General features: G+C 58.2%; 19 protein-coding genes and 1 riboswitch. Of the genes, 11 read left to right on the top strand and 8 right to left on the bottom strand.

Features of this window, described 5'->3' with window-relative positions; genetic code table 11:
• Positions 1-39 precede the first annotated feature (39 nt).
• Positions 40-230, top strand: a riboswitch (Lysine riboswitch).
• Positions 231-349: 119 nt separating this feature from the next.
• The 3 genes from lysC to panS all read left to right on the top strand — a co-directional run bounded on the left by lysC (position 350) and on the right by panS (position 3735).
• Positions 350-1702 carry a lysine-sensitive aspartokinase 3 gene (gene lysC, locus F3I47_RS09905; RefSeq protein ID WP_009092631.1) on the top strand — a complete coding sequence of 451 codons (1353 nt, stop codon included), beginning with the start codon at positions 350-352 and terminating at the stop codon, positions 1700-1702.
• 238 nt (positions 1703-1940) lie between these two features.
• Positions 1941-2636 (top strand): aquaporin Z, encoded by a 696-nt coding sequence (gene aqpZ / locus F3I47_RS09910; protein ID WP_190311312.1) that lies wholly within the window; start codon positions 1941-1943, stop codon positions 2634-2636.
• A gap of 181 nt (positions 2637-2817) precedes the next feature.
• Complete coding sequence (gene panS, locus F3I47_RS09915) at positions 2818-3735, top strand: ketopantoate/pantoate/pantothenate transporter PanS (RefSeq protein WP_009092628.1); 918 nt, start codon at positions 2818-2820, stop codon at positions 3733-3735.
• A gap of 37 nt (positions 3736-3772) precedes the next feature.
• Here panS and F3I47_RS09920 read toward each other — a convergent pair whose 3' ends face one another.
• From F3I47_RS09920 to F3I47_RS09945, 6 genes are all read right to left on the bottom strand, one after another.
• Positions 3773-5398, bottom strand: coding sequence for a Na/Pi cotransporter family protein (locus tag F3I47_RS09920; RefSeq protein ID WP_111208883.1), 1626 nt, complete (start codon positions 5396-5398; stop codon positions 3773-3775).
• 108 nt (positions 5399-5506) lie between these two features.
• The gene (locus tag F3I47_RS09925) at positions 5507-6499 is read right to left on the bottom strand and encodes an ABC transporter ATP-binding protein (protein WP_046101005.1); all 993 of its coding nucleotides are present in this window, start codon (positions 6497-6499) and stop codon (positions 5507-5509) included.
• A gap of 2 nt (positions 6500-6501) precedes the next feature.
• The gene (locus F3I47_RS09930; RefSeq protein ID WP_140028707.1) at positions 6502-7287 is read right to left on the bottom strand and encodes an ABC transporter permease; all 786 of its coding nucleotides are present in this window, start codon (positions 7285-7287) and stop codon (positions 6502-6504) included.
• A 10-nt stretch (positions 7288-7297) separates the two neighbouring features.
• A complete protein-coding gene (locus F3I47_RS09935) occupies positions 7298-8143 on the bottom strand; it encodes an ABC transporter permease subunit (RefSeq protein ID WP_009092623.1) in 846 nt (281 codons plus the stop codon).
• Positions 8140-8952 (bottom strand): alkaline phosphatase family protein, encoded by an 813-nt coding sequence (locus F3I47_RS09940; protein WP_009092622.1) that lies wholly within the window; start codon positions 8950-8952, stop codon positions 8140-8142. Before F3I47_RS09940 ends, F3I47_RS09935 begins: the two co-directional genes overlap by 4 nt.
• Before the next feature lie 19 nt (positions 8953-8971).
• Positions 8972-10033, bottom strand: coding sequence for an ABC transporter substrate-binding protein (locus F3I47_RS09945; RefSeq protein WP_009092621.1), 1062 nt, complete (start codon positions 10031-10033; stop codon positions 8972-8974).
• 206 nt (positions 10034-10239) lie between these two features.
• Between F3I47_RS09945 and F3I47_RS09950 the strand changes: the two genes are divergently transcribed.
• From F3I47_RS09950 to ubiA, 4 genes are all read left to right on the top strand, one after another.
• The gene (locus F3I47_RS09950) at positions 10240-10947 is read left to right on the top strand and encodes a UTRA domain-containing protein (RefSeq protein ID WP_009092620.1); all 708 of its coding nucleotides are present in this window, start codon (positions 10240-10242) and stop codon (positions 10945-10947) included.
• A gap of 70 nt (positions 10948-11017) precedes the next feature.
• The gene (gene psiE / locus F3I47_RS09955; RefSeq protein ID WP_009092619.1) at positions 11018-11428 is read left to right on the top strand and encodes a phosphate-starvation-inducible protein PsiE; all 411 of its coding nucleotides are present in this window, start codon (positions 11018-11020) and stop codon (positions 11426-11428) included.
• Positions 11429-11514: 86 nt separating this feature from the next.
• Positions 11515-12027 (top strand): chorismate lyase, encoded by a 513-nt coding sequence (gene ubiC, locus F3I47_RS09960; protein ID WP_058956993.1) that lies wholly within the window; start codon positions 11515-11517, stop codon positions 12025-12027.
• Between the two features lie 28 nt (positions 12028-12055).
• Positions 12056-12922, top strand: a complete 867-nt coding sequence (gene ubiA, locus F3I47_RS09965; RefSeq protein ID WP_370461972.1) for a 4-hydroxybenzoate octaprenyltransferase — start codon at positions 12056-12058, stop codon at positions 12920-12922.
• A gap of 276 nt (positions 12923-13198) precedes the next feature.
• Here ubiA and plsB read toward each other — a convergent pair whose 3' ends face one another.
• A complete protein-coding gene (plsB, locus tag F3I47_RS09970; RefSeq protein ID WP_009092616.1) occupies positions 13199-15622 on the bottom strand; it encodes a glycerol-3-phosphate 1-O-acyltransferase PlsB in 2424 nt (807 codons plus the stop codon).
• A gap of 127 nt (positions 15623-15749) precedes the next feature.
• On the opposite strand from plsB, the gene F3I47_RS09975 reads away from it, so the two are divergent.
• The 3 genes from F3I47_RS09975 to dinF all read left to right on the top strand — a co-directional run bounded on the left by F3I47_RS09975 (position 15750) and on the right by dinF (position 18261).
• Entirely contained in the window at positions 15750-16118 is a 369-nt protein-coding gene (locus F3I47_RS09975) for a diacylglycerol kinase (RefSeq protein ID WP_009092615.1), read from the top strand.
• Positions 16119-16223: 105 nt separating this feature from the next.
• The gene (gene lexA, locus F3I47_RS09980) at positions 16224-16838 is read left to right on the top strand and encodes a transcriptional repressor LexA (RefSeq protein ID WP_009092614.1); all 615 of its coding nucleotides are present in this window, start codon (positions 16224-16226) and stop codon (positions 16836-16838) included.
• Between the two features lie 100 nt (positions 16839-16938).
• The gene (dinF, locus tag F3I47_RS09985) at positions 16939-18261 is read left to right on the top strand and encodes an MATE family efflux transporter DinF (RefSeq protein WP_150028767.1); all 1323 of its coding nucleotides are present in this window, start codon (positions 16939-16941) and stop codon (positions 18259-18261) included.
• Positions 18262-18303: 42 nt separating this feature from the next.
• Here dinF and zur read toward each other — a convergent pair whose 3' ends face one another.
• Positions 18304-18825, bottom strand: a complete 522-nt coding sequence (zur, locus tag F3I47_RS09990) for a zinc uptake transcriptional repressor Zur (protein ID WP_009092612.1) — start codon at positions 18823-18825, stop codon at positions 18304-18306.
• A gap of 450 nt (positions 18826-19275) precedes the next feature.
• On the opposite strand from zur, the gene traF reads away from it, so the two are divergent.
• Positions 19276-20526, top strand: coding sequence for a conjugal transfer protein TraF (traF, locus tag F3I47_RS09995; RefSeq protein ID WP_009092611.1), 1251 nt, complete (start codon positions 19276-19278; stop codon positions 20524-20526).
• The last annotated feature ends 25 nt before the right edge of the window (positions 20527-20551 follow it).

Raw genomic sequence — 20551 nt, forward strand, 5'->3', positions numbered from 1 at the left:
AAAAGGCTAAATGTATGCGCCTACTTGCGCACCTGTGCGCAAGCCAGAAGAGGCGCGTCGCCCAGGCAGTGTGTTGGAGGAACCGTATCCGGCGAAAACACATGATGGGGAGCGACGCCGAGGTGGGTCAGCACGCGGTGTGTTGCCTGTCGGCTACAGGGGCTGAATCCTCTGGGTTGTCACCAGAAACGTGCAGTCGACGTTTCGCAAGGTGGGGCGCTTCTGGGTGACTCGTCTACCCGATCTGGTCTGCCCGTTTCTGCTCTTTCCTTGTGCCTGGCTGAAAGAATGTTTCCCGACCCCTTTCTCAATGGCGGGAACAAGATAACCTGACACGAGGTTCTACTACATGTCTCAAACACTGATTGTGGCAAAATTTGGCGGCACCAGCGTCGCTGATTTTGAAGCGATGAATCGCAGCGCTGATGTGGTGCTGCAGGATGCGAGCACCCGTCTGGTGGTGCTTTCCGCCTCGGCGGGCATCACCAATCTGCTGGTTTCGCTGGCTGAAGGCCAGCCCGCTGCCCAGCGTGCCGTTCTGCTCGATGATATCCGCCGTATCCAGTATGCCATTGTGGATCGTCTGCAGCGTCCGGATGTGATCCGCGATGAAATCGATCGGATGATCGACAATATCAGTATGCTCTCCGAAGCCGCTTCGCTGGCCACCTCAAGTGCCCTGACCGATGAACTGGTCAGTCACGGCGAGCTGATGTCCTCCCTGCTGTTTGTTGAAATTCTGCGTGAACGCCAGGTCAATGCGGAGTGGTTTGACGTTCGCAGAGTGCTGCGCACCGACGATCGCTTTGGCCGGGCTGTACCGGACGTCGACGTGCTGGCAACGCAGGCGACGGAGCAGCTGCAGCCGCGCATCGCGCAGGCGCTGGTTGTGACCCAGGGCTTCATCGGCAGTGAAAGTGAAGGACGCACCACCACGTTAGGCCGTGGCGGCAGTGATTACACCGCAGCGCTGCTCGGCGAAGCCCTTCACGCGGCGCGCGTGGATATCTGGACCGATGTGCCGGGTATCTACACCACCGATCCGCGCGTGGTGCCGACCGCGAAGCGTATTGATGAAATCACCTTTGAAGAAGCCGCTGAAATGGCGACGTTTGGCGCGAAAGTCCTGCATCCGGCCACGCTGCTGCCCGCCGTACGCCGCGGTATCCCGGTCTTTGTCGGCTCCAGCAAGGATCCGGCCGCGGGAGGAACCCGCGTCTGCAACGAAACCCGCAACCCGCCGCTGTTCCGGGCGCTGGCGTTGCGCCGCAAGCAGACGCTGTTAACGCTGCACAGCCTCAACATGCTGCATACGTTTGGTTTCCTCGCCGAACTGTTCAACATTCTGGCGCGCCACAACGTCTCGGTCGATCTGATCACCACCTCGGAAGTGAGCGTGGCGCTGACGCTCGACACCACCGGCTCCACCTCTACCAGTGCCAGCCTGCTGACCCAGGCGCTGCTGACGGAACTCTCGTCGCTCTGCCGGGTAGAAGTAGAAGAAGATCTGGCGCTGGTGGCGATTATCGGCAACCAGCTCTCTAAAGCCTGCGGCGTTGGCAAAGAGGTGTTTGGTGTGCTCGACCCGTTCAACCTGCGCATGATTTGCTACGGTGCCAGCAGCTACAACCTCTGCTTCCTGGTGCCGGGCAACGATGCAGAAAGCGTGGTGCGTACGCTGCACCGCAATCTGTTCGAGTAAGCCTCTCTGTTTTCTCAGGCCGCTTCAGCGCGGCCTGAGAAAGCGTCCGGCCGGATCACACTGGCCGGTTTTCCCCGCGTTACCTCATCCCGGATAAATCCCCTCTTTACAAAGGGTTATTATTTCCTGTTGCCAAATGGCAACCCTTTTATCCCGCCATTTCATGTACTTGCGTTGCGATCAGCCTGCGCAGTTTTATAATCCCGCCGCAAAATCCATTCACCCAATCACAGGAAATATCATGAAAAGGTTAATCGCAGAAGCGCTGGGCACCTTTGTGCTGGTGGCGGGCGGTTGCGGGAGTGCCGTGCTGTCTGCCGCGTTTCCGCAGCTGGGCATTGGCTTTCTGGGCGTGGCGCTGGCGTTCGGGTTGAGCGTGCTGGTCATGGCCTATGCGGTCGGACACATTTCAGGCGGTCATTTTAACCCGGCGGTCACCCTGGGCCTGGTGGCAGGCGGACGTTTTCCCGCGGCGCAGGCTATCCCTTACATCCTCGCGCAGCTGGCGGGTGGCATTGCGGCGGGTGCGGTGCTCTGGCTGATCGCCAGCGGCAGAAGCGAGTTCAGTGCCGCCGCCAGCGGCTTCGCGGCGAACGGCTACGGCACGCATTCGCCGGGTGGCTTCAGCCTGCAGGCGGGCATGATCAGCGAAGTCGTGATGACCGCCATCTTCCTGATCGTCATCATGGGGGCGACCAGCGAACGCGCGCCGAAAGGCTTTGCGCCAATTGCGATTGGCCTGGCGTTAACCCTGATTCATCTGGTGACGATTCCGGTGACCAACACCTCGGTTAACCCGGCTCGCAGCACGGCAGTGGCCCTGTTCCAGGGGGACTGGGCACTCTCACAACTGTGGATGTTCTGGCTGATGCCGGTTATCGGTGGTGTGGTGGGTGGTGTGATCTTCCGCAGTTTAGAGGATAAAGCAGCGTAATTTCGTCGATTTGCAGCGGATCGGCAGCAGTCGATCCGCATTTTCCCGCCTCGCCGCATCTTCGCCTTACGTCGTGATAACGAAATGTTATGATCCCGCCCGCGTCAGCAGTCGTTCCTGTATGGCGTGCTTCAGGGGCAACTCTGCATAAAACACAACACTCTTATAAGGAAGTCTGGCCATGCTCGCCACTTTAACCCGCCTGTTCCCGCTCTGGGCCGTGCTGTTATCTGTCGCCGCGTATTACTCGCCCGGAACGTTTCTTGGCATCGGGCCGTGGGTCACGTATCTGCTGATGCTGATCATGTTTGGCATGGGCGTGACGCTCAATATTGACGATTTTAAACGGGTGCTGACCCGCCCCGCACCCGTAATTGCCGGTACCTTTCTGCACTATCTGGTGATGCCGTTAGCTGCCTGGGCGCTGGCAAAACTGTTCCATATGCCGCCCGATCTCGCTGCGGGGATGATTCTGGTCGGCAGCGTCGCCAGCGGCACTGCCAGCAACGTGATGATCTATCTGGCGAAGGGGGATGTGGCGCTGTCGGTCACGATCTCCTCCGTCTCGGCGCTGGTGGGCGTATTCGCCACGCCGCTGCTGACCCGCTTTTATGTGGACACCCATATTCAGGTGGATGTGGTGGGAATGCTGCTGAGCATCGTGAAAATCGTGGTGATCCCGATCAGCCTCGGGCTGATCATTCATCACAGCATGAACAGCGTGGTTCGCCGGGTCGAGCCCTGGCTGCCTGCGTTTTCAATGATCTGTATTCTGCTGATCATCAGCGCAGTCGTGGCGGGCAGTCAGAGCTTTATCGGATCGGTGGGCCTGATGGTGATCGCCGCTGTGATCCTGCATAACGCCATTGGTCTGCTGGGCGGTTACTGGGGAGGCAAGCTGTTTGGCTTTGATGAGTCAACCTGCCGCACGCTGGCGCTGGAGGTCGGGATGCAGAATTCCGGTCTGGCGGCGACGCTGGGCAAGCTCTACTTCTCGCCGCTGGCGGCCCTGCCGGGCGCGCTGTTCTCGGTGTGGCACAACCTGTCAGGTTCACTGCTGGCGGGCTACTGGTCCGGAAAGCCGATCAAGAAGCCGTAACACCGATGGCGCGCAGAGGTTTCCCTCCTCTGCGCGCTTATTCATAATCACGCTCATCGTCGGGCTGCTCCAGCACGGTATAGGCGACGCTGCAGAACAGTGAGTTGAGACGCTTCATGTCACCGAGCAAACCGAGGTGCAGCGAACTGGTCTCAATACTCTGCACGTTCTGCTGATGCAGGCGGTCAACGTGCGCGTGCGAGTAGCGGCGAATCATCAGACGGAAACGATGTTTCGCGCGGCGCAGCCGTTTGGCACTGGTGACATCGTGCGACAGAAACACCGACAGACTCATTCTGAGGTTGCTAATCAGCAGCTCCTGCAGGCCTTCCAGCTCTTTCAGTCCCTCGGCTGAGAAGGCGCGGCCCGCCGCCAGCGACTTATCCGCCACATCGCCGCTCATCCGTTCAATGATGTCGCCGGCCTGCTCCAGATTGAGCGACATCTCAATGATTTCCCCCCAGCGTCGCGAATCCTCTTCCGGCAGATCCTCTTTCGGCATCCGCGCCAGATAGAGTTTGATGGCGGTGTAGAGCACATCGACATCATCATCCAGCCGCCGCACCGTGCGCTCCTCGCGCGATTCCCCATGCATCACCTTATTAAACGCCTCCAGCATCTGCTCCAGCACGTCGCCCATGCGCAGCGCCTCGCGGGCGGCATTCACCAGGGCGAGCGCCGGGGTATCCAGCGCGCTGCGGTCCAGATGCTTCGGTTTCAGCTGCAGAGTGGTATCAACATCGTCGGCGATGAGACGACGGCAGAGGCGCGCCATCAGGTCAGCAAAGGGCACCATCGCCACGCAGCGAACCAGGTTGTAGAAGACGTGGAAGAAGATCACCAGCTCCTCATCGTTCACCGGCAGCTTATCCAGCCATGTCGCCACGATATCGACAAAGGGCAGGATCACCACGCAGCCGATCAGCTTAAACAGCAGGCTGCCGAGCGCCACACGCTTGCCCGCCGCATTGGAGCCGCTGGCGTTGATCAGGGCCAGCAGGCCGCTGCCCAGGTTGGCACCAATCACCAGACAGAGCGCCACCTTAAAAGAGATCACCCCGGTGGCGGTCAGCGTGGCGGTGATCAGCACCGCAGCCAGGCTGGAGTAACTGATAATGGCGAAGACCGCGCCCAGCAGGGCATCGAGCATCACATCGCCGGTCAGGCTGGAGAAGAGCACCTGGACCCCGGCGGCCTGGGTAATCGGGCGGGCGGCTTCAACAATCAGCTGCAGTGCCAGCAGGATCAGACCCAGTCCGATACTGGCCCGGCCTAGCTGTCCGGCTCGGGTCTGCTTACGGCTGAGAAAGAAGACCACGCCAAAAAAGATAAACAGCGGCGAGAGCCAGGAGAGATCAAACGTCAGGATACGCGCCATGATCGCGGTGCCGACATCCGCCCCCAGGATCACCACTAGCGCGGGGGTCAGGCTGACCAGATTCTGCGCCACAAAGGAGGTGACCAGCAGGGTGGTGGCATTGCTGCTCTGCACCAGCGTGGTCACACCAATGCCCGCCAGAAAGGCCATCGGTTTCTTTTCTATGCTGCGGCTGAGGACGCGGCGCAGATCGGCGCCGTAAACCCGCATGATGCCGGTGCGGACGATATGCGTGCCCCAGACCAGCAGGGCCACAGCGGAGAGTAAATTAAGCAGCGTTAACACGAGGGGTTGCTCCTCCAGAGTCAGGCTTAAAGCACAGACTGCCAGCCTGACGGAGAGAGCAATCTGTGAAAAGGGATTGCCGTGCTTTGCCTGATTTTTTCCTGTGTTTTAAGCCACCTGGCGCAAAGTCGACATCGCTAATTGTAGACCAATCTGACTGCCAGCGGGATGCAAATCCGCCGCCGATCGGTTAAGCACATCCACCGAAAGTTCCACATCCTGCGCCCGGATACGGTAGCGGATGACGTTGCCCAGCAGGCTGTGGCTGAGGATAACCGCAGGAATGCCCTGGCCCTGCGCCGTGAACTGCATCGATTCCGGACGAATCGCCACCTGGCTGTGAAAAGGCTGGCCGGTCAGCCGCGTCGCCTGCTCAGCGCTGAGCAGGTTGTAGTTACCGATAAACCCGGCGGCGAAGAGGTCAGCCGGCTGGGTGTAGAGCGCTTCTGCATCGCCGTTCTGCACGATTTTACCCCGGTTCATCAGCACAATACGATCGGAGAGCGTCAGCGCCTCCTCCTGATCGTGAGTGACGAAAAGGGTTGTGAGGTTCAGCTCGCGCTGGATGCGGCGGATTTGATCGCGCAGATGGCGACGGATTCGCGCATCCAGCGCCGACAGTGGCTCATCCAGCAGCAGCAGACGCGGACGCGTCACCAGCGAGCGCGCCAGTGCCACGCGCTGACACTGTCCGCCCGACAGCTGATGCGGATAACGGCGCGCATAGTCGCTGAGTTCCACCAGCTCCAGCACCTCCGGCACCCGCTGGCGGATCTCTGCGTCGGGCAGCTTCTGCATCTTCAGGCCAAACGCGACGTTTTTCTCTACCGTCATGTTGGGAAAGAGTGCGTAGCTCTGGAACACCATACCGATAGCGCGCTTCTGCGGCGCCAGCGGCACAATATCGTGACCGGCCAGTCGGATTTCGCCGCTGTCGACGCCGGTTAAACCGGCCAGGCAGCGCAGCAGCGTCGATTTACCGCAGCCGCTGGGGCCGAGCAGGGTAACAAACTCACCTTCTGCCGCGCTGAAATCGATCTCCTCGAAAATGGGGGTGGGCCCATAGCGTTTATTCAGCGATCTGACCTCAAGATAACTCATACTCAGCCTCGTTCGGGATTCAGGGCGTTAGCCAGCCAGGTGACCAGCAGCACCACAAAGAAATAGGAGATCACCAGCGCGCTGGTGAAGTGACCGCTGCCGTTGCGCATGTTGTAAAGATAGACCTGCAGGGTTTCATAGCGGTTGCCGACCAGCAGGTTGGCAAAGACAAATTCGCCAATCAGAAAAGAGAAGGAGAGCAGGACCGCAATCAGCATCCCTTTGCGCAGGTTGGGCAGCACCACCCAGAGTGCCGCCTGCCAGGTGCTGGCACCCAGCAACTGCGCGGCGTCGATCAGCTCTTTCAGGTTGATGGCCTGCATATTGTTCGCCAGCGCCCGATAGATAAAGGGCAGCGCGATGGTGAAATAACAGCCAATCAGTATCCAGGGTGTGCCGGTCAGCATCAGCGGGGAGGAAGAGTAGAGCTGCAGCAAACCCACTGACGAGACCACTGGCGGCACGGCGAAGGGCATCAGGATCAGAATGTTCATCACCGCATCCAGCCGTGGATAGTAGTAAGCGATTACAAACATGGCAGGCAGCACCAGCAGCAGCGAAAAGAGCAGCGCACCAAAGCAAATCAGCAGGGAATGGCCCAGCGCCGTCAGAAAACGCGGGTCACTCCAGAGCTGGATGAACCACTTCAGGCTATAGCCCTGCGGCAGAATGGTATTACTCCAGTCAGAGGCGATCGCATAGAGCAGCGTGGCCGCCAGCGGCAGGGCCAGCAGGAGAAAAAGTAACCCCACCATTATCCGGTGATACAGGCGCTCAGCAGGTGACATGACGGCTCCTTCAGGGCTGTTTCGCGTTAAGATAGCTGCGGCGCACCAGATACTGCTGCACCAGGGTGATCAGCGCCATAATCGCTACCAGCAGCATCGCCAGCGCGCTGCCGGTGTTGGGGTCCAGCGAGATATCCCCGGAAACCAGCGCGGCGATGCGCACCGGCACCACGTTAAAGTTTCCGGTAGTCAGGGCATAAATGGTGGCGTAAGCCCCCAGCGCGTTCGCCAGCAGGATAACAAAGGTGCCAAGCAGCGCCGGAAACAGAATCGGCAGGGCGATGTGCCACCCATAGTGCCAGCGGCTGGCCCCCAGCAGAGCCGCTGACTCCTGCCACTCTTTCTTCAGACCGTCGAACGCCGGGTAGAGCAGCAGCACGCCCAGCGGGATCTGGAACCAGGTGTAGACCAGCACCATGCCGTTGCGCGAAAAGAGCCGGAAGCTCTCAATCAGCCCGTAGTGACGCAGCAGCAGCGTCAGACAGCCGTTCAGCCCCAGCAGGATCACAAAGGCGAAGGCGAGCGGTACACCGGCAAAATTGCTGGTCATGTTGGTAAAGGAGAGCAGGAAACGCTGCAGTCGCCCGCCGCCGAGCTGGTGCAGGGAATAGCCGGTAACCAGCGCAATCACTAATCCATAGACGCTTGACCAGAGCGAAATATCGAGCGAAAAACGAAACGCCTGCTGATAAAAGGGCGAGGTCAGGATGTCGTGATAGTTATCCCAGCCCCACTGACTGTTCATCTCACTCCAGAAGCTGTTGATGGCGATCCACAGCAGCGGTGCCAGCTGAAAGGCGACCCAGAACAGGGCAAACGGCAGCAGCAGCAGCAGGGCAAACCCTTTTCTCCTCATCTCGGTGGCTCCGCCAGCAGCCCGCGGCAGACCGGTTTGTCATGCGGCACCTCAAGCAGTTCGCACAGGGTGCCGCACAGATCGGTCTGCTGCGGTGCCAGGTCAGGCTGCAGCGAGAAGGCCCGGCCAAAGACAAACAGCGGCACCGTGGTCTCCTCAGGCAGAATGCCGCCATGGGAGCGATCGTCATTCATACCGTGATCGGCGGTCACCATCACCTGATAGCCCTCGGCCAGCCACAGCGGCATCCACTGCGATAGCAGGCCGTCGGCGATGCGCGCCCGGTTGCGGTACTGTGGTGAGGAGAGCCCCGATTTATGACCGGCGTCGTCGATGTTCATCGGGTGGATCAGCAGAAAGTCGGGATCGTGACGCAGCCGCAGGCTCTCTGCGTCTTCAAACAGATGCGAATCGGGATAGCTGTCGTCAGAGTAAAAATGACCATACTGAATCGGCAGTTCCGGTGCGTCCGTATGACGATCGCGCGCCGGAACAAACGGGGTGCGGTTATAAAGTTCACTTACCCAGTGGTAGGCTGCCGCCGCGGTGGTCAGGCCTGCCGCACGGGCAAAGTGAAAGATGCTGCGCTCGCGACTTAACCGGCTGACGCCATTGTGAATAATGCCGCTTCTGACCGGCGGGACGCCGGTCAGAATGCACTCATAAAGCGGCCGCGACAGCGAAGGCAGTTCACAGGTCAGACGATAGTAAAAACCGTTGCCCTGCGAACATTCGGCATGCAGATAACCCATTGCATGTTGTGCGACCTGATTGCTCAGCCCATCCAGCACCACCAGGATAGTCTTCATTTCCTCTCCCCGCCGCAGATTACTGCTGCATGTTGATGATGACGTTTTCCTGCCACAGGCGCGGCAGCATTTTTGACGATTTATCCCAGGCGGCCTGATCTTTAACCGGACGGGCATTTTTGTACTCTGACTGCGGCAGCAGGCGAGCCTGAACATCCGCAGGCAGCGTCAGATGCTCGGCACGAATCGGACGGGCATAGCCCTTCGCCAGGTTGATCTGACCCTGGTCTGAGAAGATATATTCGCGCGTCAGTTTTGCCGCGGCAGGATGTTTCGCATATTTGTTGATGAGGGTGGTGTAACCGGAAGTCACAGAACCGTCAGAGGGGATCACCACTTCGTAGCGGCTTTTATCAATCTGGTCACGGTAGTTAAGGGCGTTAAAGTCCCACACCACCGCCATCTGCACTTCCCCTTTTTCGATGTTGGCGATCACCGGATCGGTCACGCCAAGACGCCCCTGTTTTGCCAGGTCAGCAAAGAATGCCAGCGCCGGTTTCAGGTTCTTCTCGTCGCCGCCTAATGCGTAGTTTGCCGCCAGCACACCGTTGGCTGCCTGAGCTGCCACGCCGACATCACCGATAGTAACCACATACTTACCTTTTTTCAGATCGGCCCAGCTGTGGGGGATATCCTTAACCTGCTGCTTGTCGATCAGGAAAGCGATGGTGCCGGTATAGGCCAGCGCCCAGTGACCCTCTTTATCTTTGGCCCAGGCCGGGATCTGATCCCAGTGGGTCGGTTTATATGGCTGCGTCAGCCCTTTCGCCACGGCGATGGGGCCAAAGGCCGCGCCGACGTCGCCGATGTCAGCGCTGGCGTTATCTTTCTCCGCATCAAATTTCGCCAGCTCCTGCGCCGATGACATATCGGTGTCGCTGTGCTTAAGGCCATATTTGCTGTTGAGATCGCTCCAGGTCTCCTTCCAGTTGGCCCAGCTGTCCGGCATCCCGACGCTGTTGACCTGGCCTTCACTGCGCGCCGCTTTTTCCAGCGCGGCGAGGTCGTTATCGGCGGCCTGCGCGACGGGCAGGGTGAGCACTACAGCACTGGCTACTACAGAGGCGATAAACGCTTTCATCTCAGTTGCTCCGGGTGTAAGTTGAGGGGCCTGACTGGTCTAGTCCAGCAAGAACCGAGCCAATGTAGCCCCTGTATATGAACGATTTATGACAGAATCGCGCGATACGGGGGAAGAAAGGCAGCAGACCCGGGTCATCCGCCCGTCACAGGCGCGTTAACCTGAACAGTTATAGTGCGGAGTCGCACCAGAATGAGGCTACTGTTGTGGAGTCAATCGCACTCAAAACGGCGGAGGCGATCGCCAGTGCACTGCTGAGCCGTATCCGGGATGGCGAGTTTCAGAGCGGGCGGTTGCCGGCGGAACGCGCCCTGAGCGAGGCTTTCAGCACCACGCGGATCACGCTGCGTGAAGCGCTGGGCAAGCTGGAAGCGCAGGGGATGATCTACCGCGAGCTGCGTCGGGGCTGGTTTATCGCGCCGCCGCGGCTGGTCTACAACCCGCTGCACCACAGCCACTTTCATGCGATGGCGACGGAGCAGGGGCGGCGGGCGACGACGGAGGTTATTGCGGCTGGCGAGGTAGCCGCGCAGGACGCCGTGGCGACAGCACTGGGTCTGGCCCCCGGCTCGGTGGTCTACTGCATCCGCCGTCTGCGGCGCATTGATGGGCGCGCGGTACTCTATGTGGAACACTACCTGAATCCGCACTTTTTCCCTGGCCTGCTGGAGGAAGATCTGACGCGCTCCCTGACCGACCTCTATGACCAGCGCTACGGTATTCGTTACGGTGGCGCGCGCTTTACCATTCTGCCCGGCCCGCTGCCGGACGTTGCCGCACCGGCGCTGAATGTGGCGACCGGCAGCCCCGGCCTGCTGATCACCCGCATCAACCGCAATCAGCAAAAAGCGGTGATCGACTGCGACTGTGAATACTGGCGCTATGATGCACTCTGTGTGGATGTCGAAGCCTGAGGAGTTATTGTGATTTACATCACACTCGCGCATGATGATGCGCGCTGATAACTCCATTTTAAGGCGCAACATGAGTGACAAAAATCCTTTGGCCCGCCACCTTGCAACAGCACTGCAATGGGTGCTGAATGTGGGCCTGCTGAGTCTGGCGATCATCCTGATCGTCTTTTTAGGCAAAGAGACGATCCATCTGGCAAACGTGCTGTTTAATACCGGCGAGCAGGCCTCTTCCTATCTGCTGATTGAGGGAATCGTGATCTATTTCCTCTACTTCGAATTTATTGCCCTGATTGTGAAGTACTTTCAGTCCGGCTATCACTTTCCGCTGCGCTATTTTGTCTACATCGGCATCACGGCGATCATCCGCCTGATTATTGTCGATCACAAAAATCCCTTCGATACGCTCTGCTACTCGGCGGCGATACTGATGCTGGTCATTACGCTGTGGCTGGCAAACAGCAACCGGCTGAAACGCGAATAATTCACCTGCCGTCTGGTGCGACGGCAGGTGTTCGCATCGCGTCTCTGCGCTAAACTACCGACCTCAAAATTACCGGGAGTGGTGCTATGTCTCAAGACGCGCTCAGCTTATTAGGTGCGCTCAACTGGCTTTCTCCATCGCAGGCAGCCCTTGCGCCGCCGTTGCTCGACTGGCTGATGGAAGAGGATTCAATGACGCGCCGTTTTGAACAGCATTGTCAGCGGGTGACGGTTCAGCCATTGCGCGAAGGCTTTATCGACGCCAGCGAGTTGGGCGAGGAACGCGCCCTGTTGCCGGATGATGAACGCTTCTGGCTGCGTGAAGTGCTGCTGTTCGGCGACGATCAGCCCTGGCTGGCGGGCCGCACCCTGGTGCCGGAAAGCACCCTCAACGGGCCTGAGGCGATGCTGCAGCAGCTGGGTACCCGTCCTCTGGGTCGCTATCTTTTCTCCTCTTCGACGCTGACCCGCGATTTTATTGAACCCGGACAGATTGATGCATTGTGGGGACGGCGGTCGCGTCTGCGCCTCTCCGGCAAGCCGCTGCTGCTGACTGAACTGTTTTTACCGGCATCGCCGCTCTATCGCGATCTGGTCTGAGGATTTTGTGGTGGAAAAGAGCTTAAGTATGAATAAATGGCGGGACTACAGCCGCCTGATGCGCATCGATAAACCGATCGGTACGCTGCTGCTGATGTGGCCCACGCTCTGGGCACTCTGGCTGGCTGACATGGCGATGCCGCCTTTACCGGTGCTGGTGGTGTTTGTGGCTGGGGTCTTTGTGATGCGGGCGGCGGGTTGTGTCATCAATGACTATGCCGATCGTAAAGTGGATGGTCACGTTGAGCGCACCCGACATCGGCCGCTGGCCAGCGGCGCGGTGAGTGCCAGAGAAGCGAAGCTGCTGTTTGTGATTCTGGGGCTGGTGGCTTTTGCGCTGGTGCTGACCATGAACCTGATGACCATCATGCTTTCCGTGGTGGGGCTGGCGCTGGCCTGGGTCTATCCCTTTATGAAGCGCTATACCCATCTGCCGCAGGTCGTACTGGGGGCCGCATTTGGCTGGGCGATCCCTATGGCCTGGTGTGCGGTTAGTGAGTCCTTACCTCTGGTCTGCTGGCTGGTGTTCATTGCCAACATCTGCTGGACGGTTGCTTACGATACGCAGTATGCGATGGTGGACAGGGACGATGACCTGAAGATTGGGGTGAAGTCGACCGCCATTTTATTTGGTCGCTTCGACAAGCTGATTATTGGTCTGCTGCAACTGGCAACCCTGCTGCTGATGGCGTGGGTGGGGACGATGCTGCACCTGAACAGCGCCTTCTACTGGACGCTGCTGCTGGCTGCCGCCCTGTTTGTTTATCAGCAGAAGCTGATAGCCGGGCGCGAACGTAAGCCCTGTTTCCAGGCTTTCCTCAATAACAACTATGTCGGGATGGTGCTTTTCCTCGGCATTTTAATGAATACGCCGCCGTTCACTCAGCTGTTCTGACTGAGAGTTTCAGATGCAGTAAGGCGATTCGGGAGGTCACCAGGCCTGATGCCGGGTGAATCCGGCAGCAATGAATAATTTCAGCACGCAGGGAACACGGTCAGAAGAGGAAAGCGTCCCGCGCCAGGACGGCGCGGGCCGAGCGGGTCATGGATGACGGCTTTTGCGTCTTTCCGATCTGACCGTGTTCCCTGAGCTGGCACCCTCTCACAGCGAATCGGACCAGACCTGTAAAAAAGGCGACCCTAAGGTCGCCTTTTTTGCTTTACACGGGTATCAGTCGTGCGCGACAGCCGTTTCAATGGTCATCCGGACATCGCTGGTCACCAGGTCAGCCAGGATGTGCCAGGTGGCCTGGGTCTGCGCCACATCCGCATCTCCGCTGTCACTGATATAGCCTTCATCACGCAGCGTCAGAACCAGTGAGGTAAAGACCGCTTTGTCGAAGAACTCCGGAGCGTTGATACCGTGCAGCACGGAGAGACGTTGTGCCAGCGTCCGGCTCTCTTTCTCCAGCGTGCCGCGGTTAATCGTCGGCTTGGCGCTGAGAATCGAGAAGGTAATGGCATAACGCTGCAGCGTTTCACGCACACCGGCGGCCAGCAGTTGCAGCGTGCGATAGCGCGCCGCGGTAAAGCGCAGTTCTCCGGCCTCAAGTGTAATCAGACCCTGACGCGCCAGCTCCTGACTCAGTTCAGTCAGCAGTTGCGGCAGCTCATCCGTCTCCCAGCGCAGGAAGAGTTCGCTCTTCAGCATCGGATAGATCAGGCTGACCTGACGCAGCAGTTCCGCTTCGCTCAGCGTCTGGTGTTGCTGAACAATGGCGGCAATCAGCGACGGCATCACCAGCATGTGATGAATGTTGTTGCGGTAATAGGTCATCAGCACCGCCTGCTCACGCGGCAGAATGATGATGTCGCCAATGCTGTCCTTTTCACTCTCAAACTTGTTCATGCCCAGGGCGTGATCCAGCAGCGCTTCCGCAGAGAGATCGGGCAGGGTCGCATTCGGCGAGTAAGGCACATTGCGCAGCAGCTGGGTATAGCACTCCAGCTGTTCAATCAACTGTTCGCGGGTAAGTGAGCGCTGACGTGAGGCAAGCAGGGCCGTAACACAGAGGTTCATGGCGTTAGCCGCGCCGGCTTCATTGATCCGCACCATCACGCGAGCCGCAATATCGTTCACGGTCGGGGTCAGCCAGCCGGGACGCTGTGGCTCAATCGGATCGATCGAGTCACGCCATTCCGGCACGCGCTTGTTGAGATAGTTAACCAGCGGCAGCGGTTCGCCAAAGTTAACGTAACCCTGACCGAGATTGCGCAGCTTACGCAGGCCACGCACCATCTGCATGAAGCCCTCTTTCTCTTTTGCCGCGCCGCGCAGCTCTTTGGCGTAAGTACCCACTTCCATCACATGCTCATATCCGATGTAGATCGGCACCAGCGTGATGGGACGATTGCCGCCGCGCAGCATCGCCTGCAGCGTCATGGCTAACGTGCCGGTTTTCGGGTCCAGCAGACGGCCCGTGCGTGAACGGCCACCTTCGACAAAGTACTCAACCGAGTAACCCCGGGTGAACAGCTCACCGAGGTATTCGCGGAACACCGTGGCGTACAGCTTGTTGCCTTTAAAGGTGCGACGGATAAAGAAGGCACCCAGACGACGGAAGATCGGACCGGCTGGCCAGAAGTTGAGGTTGATGCCTGCTGCGATGTGCGGCGGCACCAAGCCCTGATGATAGAGCACGTAGGAGAGCAGCAGATAATCCATGTGGCTGCGGTGGCAGGGCACGTAGACAATCTCATGACCATCCTGCGCCAGCTGGCGCACTTTTTCGCCGCCATTGACGTTGATGCCCTGATAGAGACGGCTCCAGAGCCAGCCCATCACCCGGTCAGTGACGCGAATCGCTTCATAGGAGAAGTTCGCCGCAATCTCTTCCATCATCTCGACGGCATTCTGCTGCGCTTTCTCATGGGAGATTTTTTTGCTGCGCGCTTCATCTTCTACGGCTTTTTCAATCGCTTTGGATTGCAGCAGGCGATTAAACAGATCCTGACGGGCCGGTAAACGCGGGCCAATCGCAGCGAGCCGCTGACGGGCAAAATGGATACGCGCGACGCGGGCCAGCTTCTGCGCGATCGACTTATCTGTCCCATGTTCCGTGGCCATACGCCGCAGCGACACGGTCGGCGAGAAGCGGACAAAGCTGTCGCGCCCATGCCAGATGACCGCAAAGAACTTCTGCACGCCGTTCAGCACCCGCAGATGTGGTGTGGCTTCGCCCTGAACTTCACGTCCCGGTGCGCGACCAAACATCACGGTGACGGGCAGCATCTGAATATCCAGCGTGGGATTATTGCGATGCAGGTCCAGGTAATCGTGGAAAATTTTCACCGATTCCACGCTGGGTACAAAATAGGGGAAGACGCGCGGGCCATCGTGGATAAAGACGTGGCGAGGCAGCAGGGAACCATCAATCTCCAGTGGAGAGAGCGGATCGGGCAGATGATGCCGCAGACACTGCGCGCGCAAAGTCAGTAAGTCAGCCTTCGAATCGTAAGGCAAAACATACATAATAGGTCGGGTCGGATCCAGACCATGTTCAGACACGGGATCGGCCGGAATGGCCTTACTCTTTACCAGAAACGAGAGTGGTAAATTAAGCAATTTATAATAAAGTTTACGCCAACCTGACATAGACAACATGAAGCCTCTTGTTAGCAAAGCGCCGCAAGCATACCAGAAAGTGCAGCGAAGATCTGTGGTGGTGCCAAATGCACGCAGCCCAGACATTGACGTCAATCCGATAAAAGGGTTCCCACACATGGCAAATAATGCCACCGGACTTATCAGAATAGTAAAAGCCGCAGGTTACTCCTGGCAGGGGCTGCGTGCCGCGTGGCAACATGAAGCGGCGTTTCGTCAGGAAGCCCTGGCTGCGCTGGCGGCGATCATTATCGCGTGCTGGCTGGACGTTGATGTGATCTCGCGCATCCTTATGATTGGGTCGGTGGTGTTGGTGGTCATCGTCGAAATCCTCAATAGCGCCATTGAAGCGGTGGTCGATCGCATCGGTCAGGAGCATCATCCGCTCGCGGGCCGGGCAAAAGATATGGGTTCGGCAGCGGTACTGCTGGCTATCTTACTGGCCCTGTTTGTCTGGATCGCGCTGCTCTGGACACATTTGCGATAAACCTTCCATAACGCGGCTCAGGCCGCGTTTTCCCTGACAATCGGTTTTCATTTCGCCAATACCTGTATATACTCACAGCGACTGTATAAACAACCAGGGGGCGGGATGAAAGCATTAACCAGCAGGCAGCAGCAGGTCTATGACCTGATTCGCGACCATATTACTTCAACAGGCATGCCGCCTACGCGTGCCGAGATTGCCGCGCAGCTGGGTTTCCGTTCGCCAAACGCGGCAGAAGAGCATCTGAAAGCGCTGGCGCGCAAAGGCGTCATTGAGATTGTCTCCGGCGCATCGCGCGGCATCCGTCTGTTAATGGAAGAAGAAGCCTCAGAAGGCATACCGCTGATTGGCCGGGTTGCTGCCGGTGAGCCCATCATGGCGCAGGAACATATCGAGACGCATTACAAAGTCGATCCGGGCCTGTTCAAACCTTCGGCGGATTTCCTGCTGCGCGTCAGCGGAATGTCGATGAAAGATATCGGGATTATGGACGGCGACCTGCTCGCGGTGCATAAAACGCAGGATGTGCGCAATGGCCAGGTCGTGGTGGCCCGCATTGACGATGAAGTGACGGTGAAACGCTGGAAAAAGCAGGGTGCTATCGTGCATCTGCTGCCTGAAAACAGCGATTTCGACCCGATTGTTGTCGATACGCGTGCCCAGTCACTGACCGTGGAAGGTCTGGCGGTGGGTGTCGTACGCAACGGCGAATGGCTCTGATTCTGACGCCTGCGTGCATTCGCCTTTTCTGGTGCTATTCTGTCTGCCCTGATTTTGTCGCTGCCGCCTCTGCGCAGCGACACTGAGCACGGAATGGCGAATGCGCTTTATCACGGCAACCGATAAAAATCTCTGGCGGCTCGCGCTGCCCATGATCGTGTCAAATATCACCGTTCCCTTACTGGGCGTGGTCGATACGGCAGTGATCGGTCATCTCGACAGCCCCGTCTATCTTGGCGGGGTCGCGGTCGGGACGACCGTCACCAGCTTCCTCTTTATGCTGCTGCTTTTCCTTCGCATGAGCACCACGGGCCTGACGGCACAGGCCTTCGGGGCAGGCGACAAAGCGGCGCTGGCACGCGCCCTGATCCAGCCGCTGATCATGGCGTTGCTGGCGGGTCTGCTGTTTGTCGCGCTGCGTTACCCCATTATTCAGCTGGCCACCCATCTGGTTGGCGGCGATCCTCTGGTACTGGCGCAGGCCGGACTGTTTATTCAGATCCGCTGGCTCAGTGCGCCTGCCACGCTGGCGAACCTGGTGATTCTGGGCTGGCTGCTGGGCGTGCAGTATGCGCGTGCGCCGGTGATCCTGCTGGTGGTGGGGAACCTGGTGAATATCGTGCTCGACCTCTGGCTGGTCATGGGGCTGCACTGGGGCGTTGCGGGGGCAGCCACCGCCACGGCGCTGGCGGAATATATTACGCTGGGCGTCGGCGGCATGATGGTCTGGCGGGTTCTGAAGCTGCGCGGCATTCCGTTCAGCCTGCTGAAACAGAGCTGGCGCGGTGACAGCGCCCGGCTGCTGCGCCTCAACCGGGACATTATGCTGCGCTCTCTTATGCTGCAGCTCTGTTTCGCCTCGCTGACCGTGCTGGGCGCCAGGCTGGGGCCGGAGGTGGTCGCGGTGAATGCCGTATTACTGATGTTCATTACCTTTACCGCCTACGCGCTCGATGGTTTTGCCTATGCCGTCGAAGCGTTTGCAGGCGAAGCGCATGGCGCAAAAGATGGCAGCAAACTGCTGCGCGTCTGGCACTCTGCCTGCCGACAGGCGGCGGCGGTGGCGCTCTTCTTCTCGCTGGTTTATGCCTTTACCGGCCCGCAAATCGTGATGCTGCTGACCTCTCTGCAGACAGTGCAGCAGGCGGCCGACCGCTATCTGGTCTGGCAGGTGATCATGCCGCTGATCGGCGTCTGGTGTTATCTGCTGGATGGGATGTTTATCGGCGCAACGCGCGGACGTGAGATGCGTAACAGCATGGTGGTGGCAGCCGCAGGCTATTTTCTGACGCTGCTGAGCGTGCCGGTGCTGGGCAATCACGGTTTATGGCTGGCGGTAACGGTTTTCCTCGCACTGCGCGGCCTCTCACTGTGGCTCATCTGGCGCAGGCACTGGCGGCAGCACAGCTGGTTTGCGGCCTGAGCAGGCAGAACGTCTTTAGTCCGATAGTGATCGTTCCGCCGCTTATCCCCGTCGTCCGCGCTTTTTACCCTCATCCTGATGGTCATGTCCGCAGTTTTCGTGCTGCGTGCAGGCGTCTGCTTCCGCGCAGTTTTCGCATAAGCCATGGGCTTCGATCACGCTGTGACGCAGGGCAAACTGCGCTTCACCCGCCAGCGTGGCGATAATCTTTTCCACGCCCTGCGCCTGCTTCTCGGTGACGGCGGCGCAACGGTCACAGACCAGCATGACCGACGTATGAGCCGGCGCCTCAAAATGGTGACACATCACATAGCTGTTGTTGGACTCCACCCGATGCACAAAACCCTGCTCCAGCAGGAAGTCGAGCGCACGATAAACCGTGGGAGGTTTGGCCTGAGGTTCGCTGATCCGGAGCTGATCCAGCAGATCGTAGGCACTGATTGAGCCCGGCTGTTCCGCCATCAGACGCAACACTTCAGCGCGCTGCGAAGTCAGACGCACACCACGTTGCAGGCACATTTTTTCGGCCTGAATCAAAATTTGCTGCGACGTCATGGTAGTCATGAAAATTCTCCGCTGAATAAGTGATGTTATTTTATCACATAACCTGTCGGGGTGCTGAAGCGCGTTTCTGTCTTTTAAAACAGCACAATTAGCCTGAAAAAACAGCGCCTGTGGCATTTTCGCTCCTCTCTATCTCAAATCTGACGAAAAAACCGATCCACCTGTAAATCAACCGGAGCAGAATTTTTTGTCCTTTTGCTTTGCATCTCACTGAGTTAAGAAGTAATGTTCAGAAAGACTTAATAAAAGTCTGACATTATTTGAAATTAGCCGGTCCGTTTTTAATAATTACACGCTAATTCTGGTCGTAAAACGTCCAATCCTTTGAATTAAGACACTGTTTCCTTTGAATTCACAGCAATAACGCGTTAGCCAGGGTTCACAATAGGGCTGACAAACTATTCAGTTGTTGAATGTATCAACGACACTTTCTCAGGTGATGGCAGGCAAATGGTGAAAAAATCCGCTCAACGCTCAGCGCTGATCTGTTCCGCTGCAGCGACCGCGCTTTTCCTTTCTTCTTCCGCCATGGCGGCAGGGACCTGGTATGATGCACGTAATGACGCCATGGGCGGCACCGGCGTGGCATCTTCTGTTTATGGCTCTGCAGTGCTGGCGAACCCGGCATTAATGACGCGTGCTAAATCTGACGATAATGTCAGCATTATTATTCCTTCAGCAGGCATTCAGGTAACGGACAAAGATAAGCTGATCGATAAAGTCGATGATATTACCGACACCGTGGATCGCTACCGCGGTGTGATTGGTAACCTGACGTTTGCCGATTATCTGCGTGGTTATCCTGAACTGCGTGCTGCCTCCGGCGATGTCGCTGACAAGCTCAGCGATTTGCGCGGTAACAAAGCGGACGGCAGTGCGGGTGCGGCCGTCGCCGTGACAATCCCCAATGAAACGCTGCCTTTCGCCTTTATCGCCAAAGCCTACGGAACGGCACACGTCCGGGCTAACGTGGTACAGGGTGATATCAACTACCTGCGCGGGGTTGCTAACGGTACGATTCTGCCCGTTCCGGGCGATCAGAATAACCTTCGCTCCAGTGCGAACGGCTTAGCGGCGCTGGTTACCGATTATGGTGTGGCGGTGGCGCATGAGTTCACTGTCGCCGGTCAGCCGGTGTCGGTGGGCGTGACGCCAAAAGTGCAGAAAACTTGGCTCTATAACTACACTGCCAGCATCTATAACTACGACAAAAATGACATCAACAACAGTCAGTATCGCAGCACCGACACCGGCTTTAACGTTGATGCCGGTCTGGCGACCACCTTTGCTGAAAACTGGACGCTGGGTGTGACCGGACAGAACCTGGTTTCACGCGATCTGCAGACCCGGGAGGTTAACGGGTTCCGCGACACCTACCAGATTCGCCCGCTGGTCACCACCGGCCTGTCCTGGGATAAAGGTCCGTTTACCGTGACCGGCGATGTGGATCTCACGGAAACGAAACGTTTCAAGACCCAGGATAACAGCCAGTATGCGGCAGTGGGTGCGGAGTACCGCGTACTTGACTGGCTGCAGCTGCGCGCGGGTTATCGGGCGGATATGCGGTCTAACGACGAAAATGTGGCCACGGCAGGTTTTGGTCTGTCGCCGTTTAACAAAGCTGTCCATCTGGATCTGGCTGGCTCCGTCGGTGCTAACAATACCTGGGGCGCGATGATGCAACTGGGCTTTAACTTCTAAGCGGATTATCCCGGCTCTCCGGGGG

The sequence above is a fragment of the Pantoea sp. M_10 genome (assembly GCF_008631515.1).
In the GTDB taxonomy this organism is placed as follows: domain Bacteria; phylum Pseudomonadota; class Gammaproteobacteria; order Enterobacterales; family Enterobacteriaceae; genus Pantoea; species Pantoea anthophila.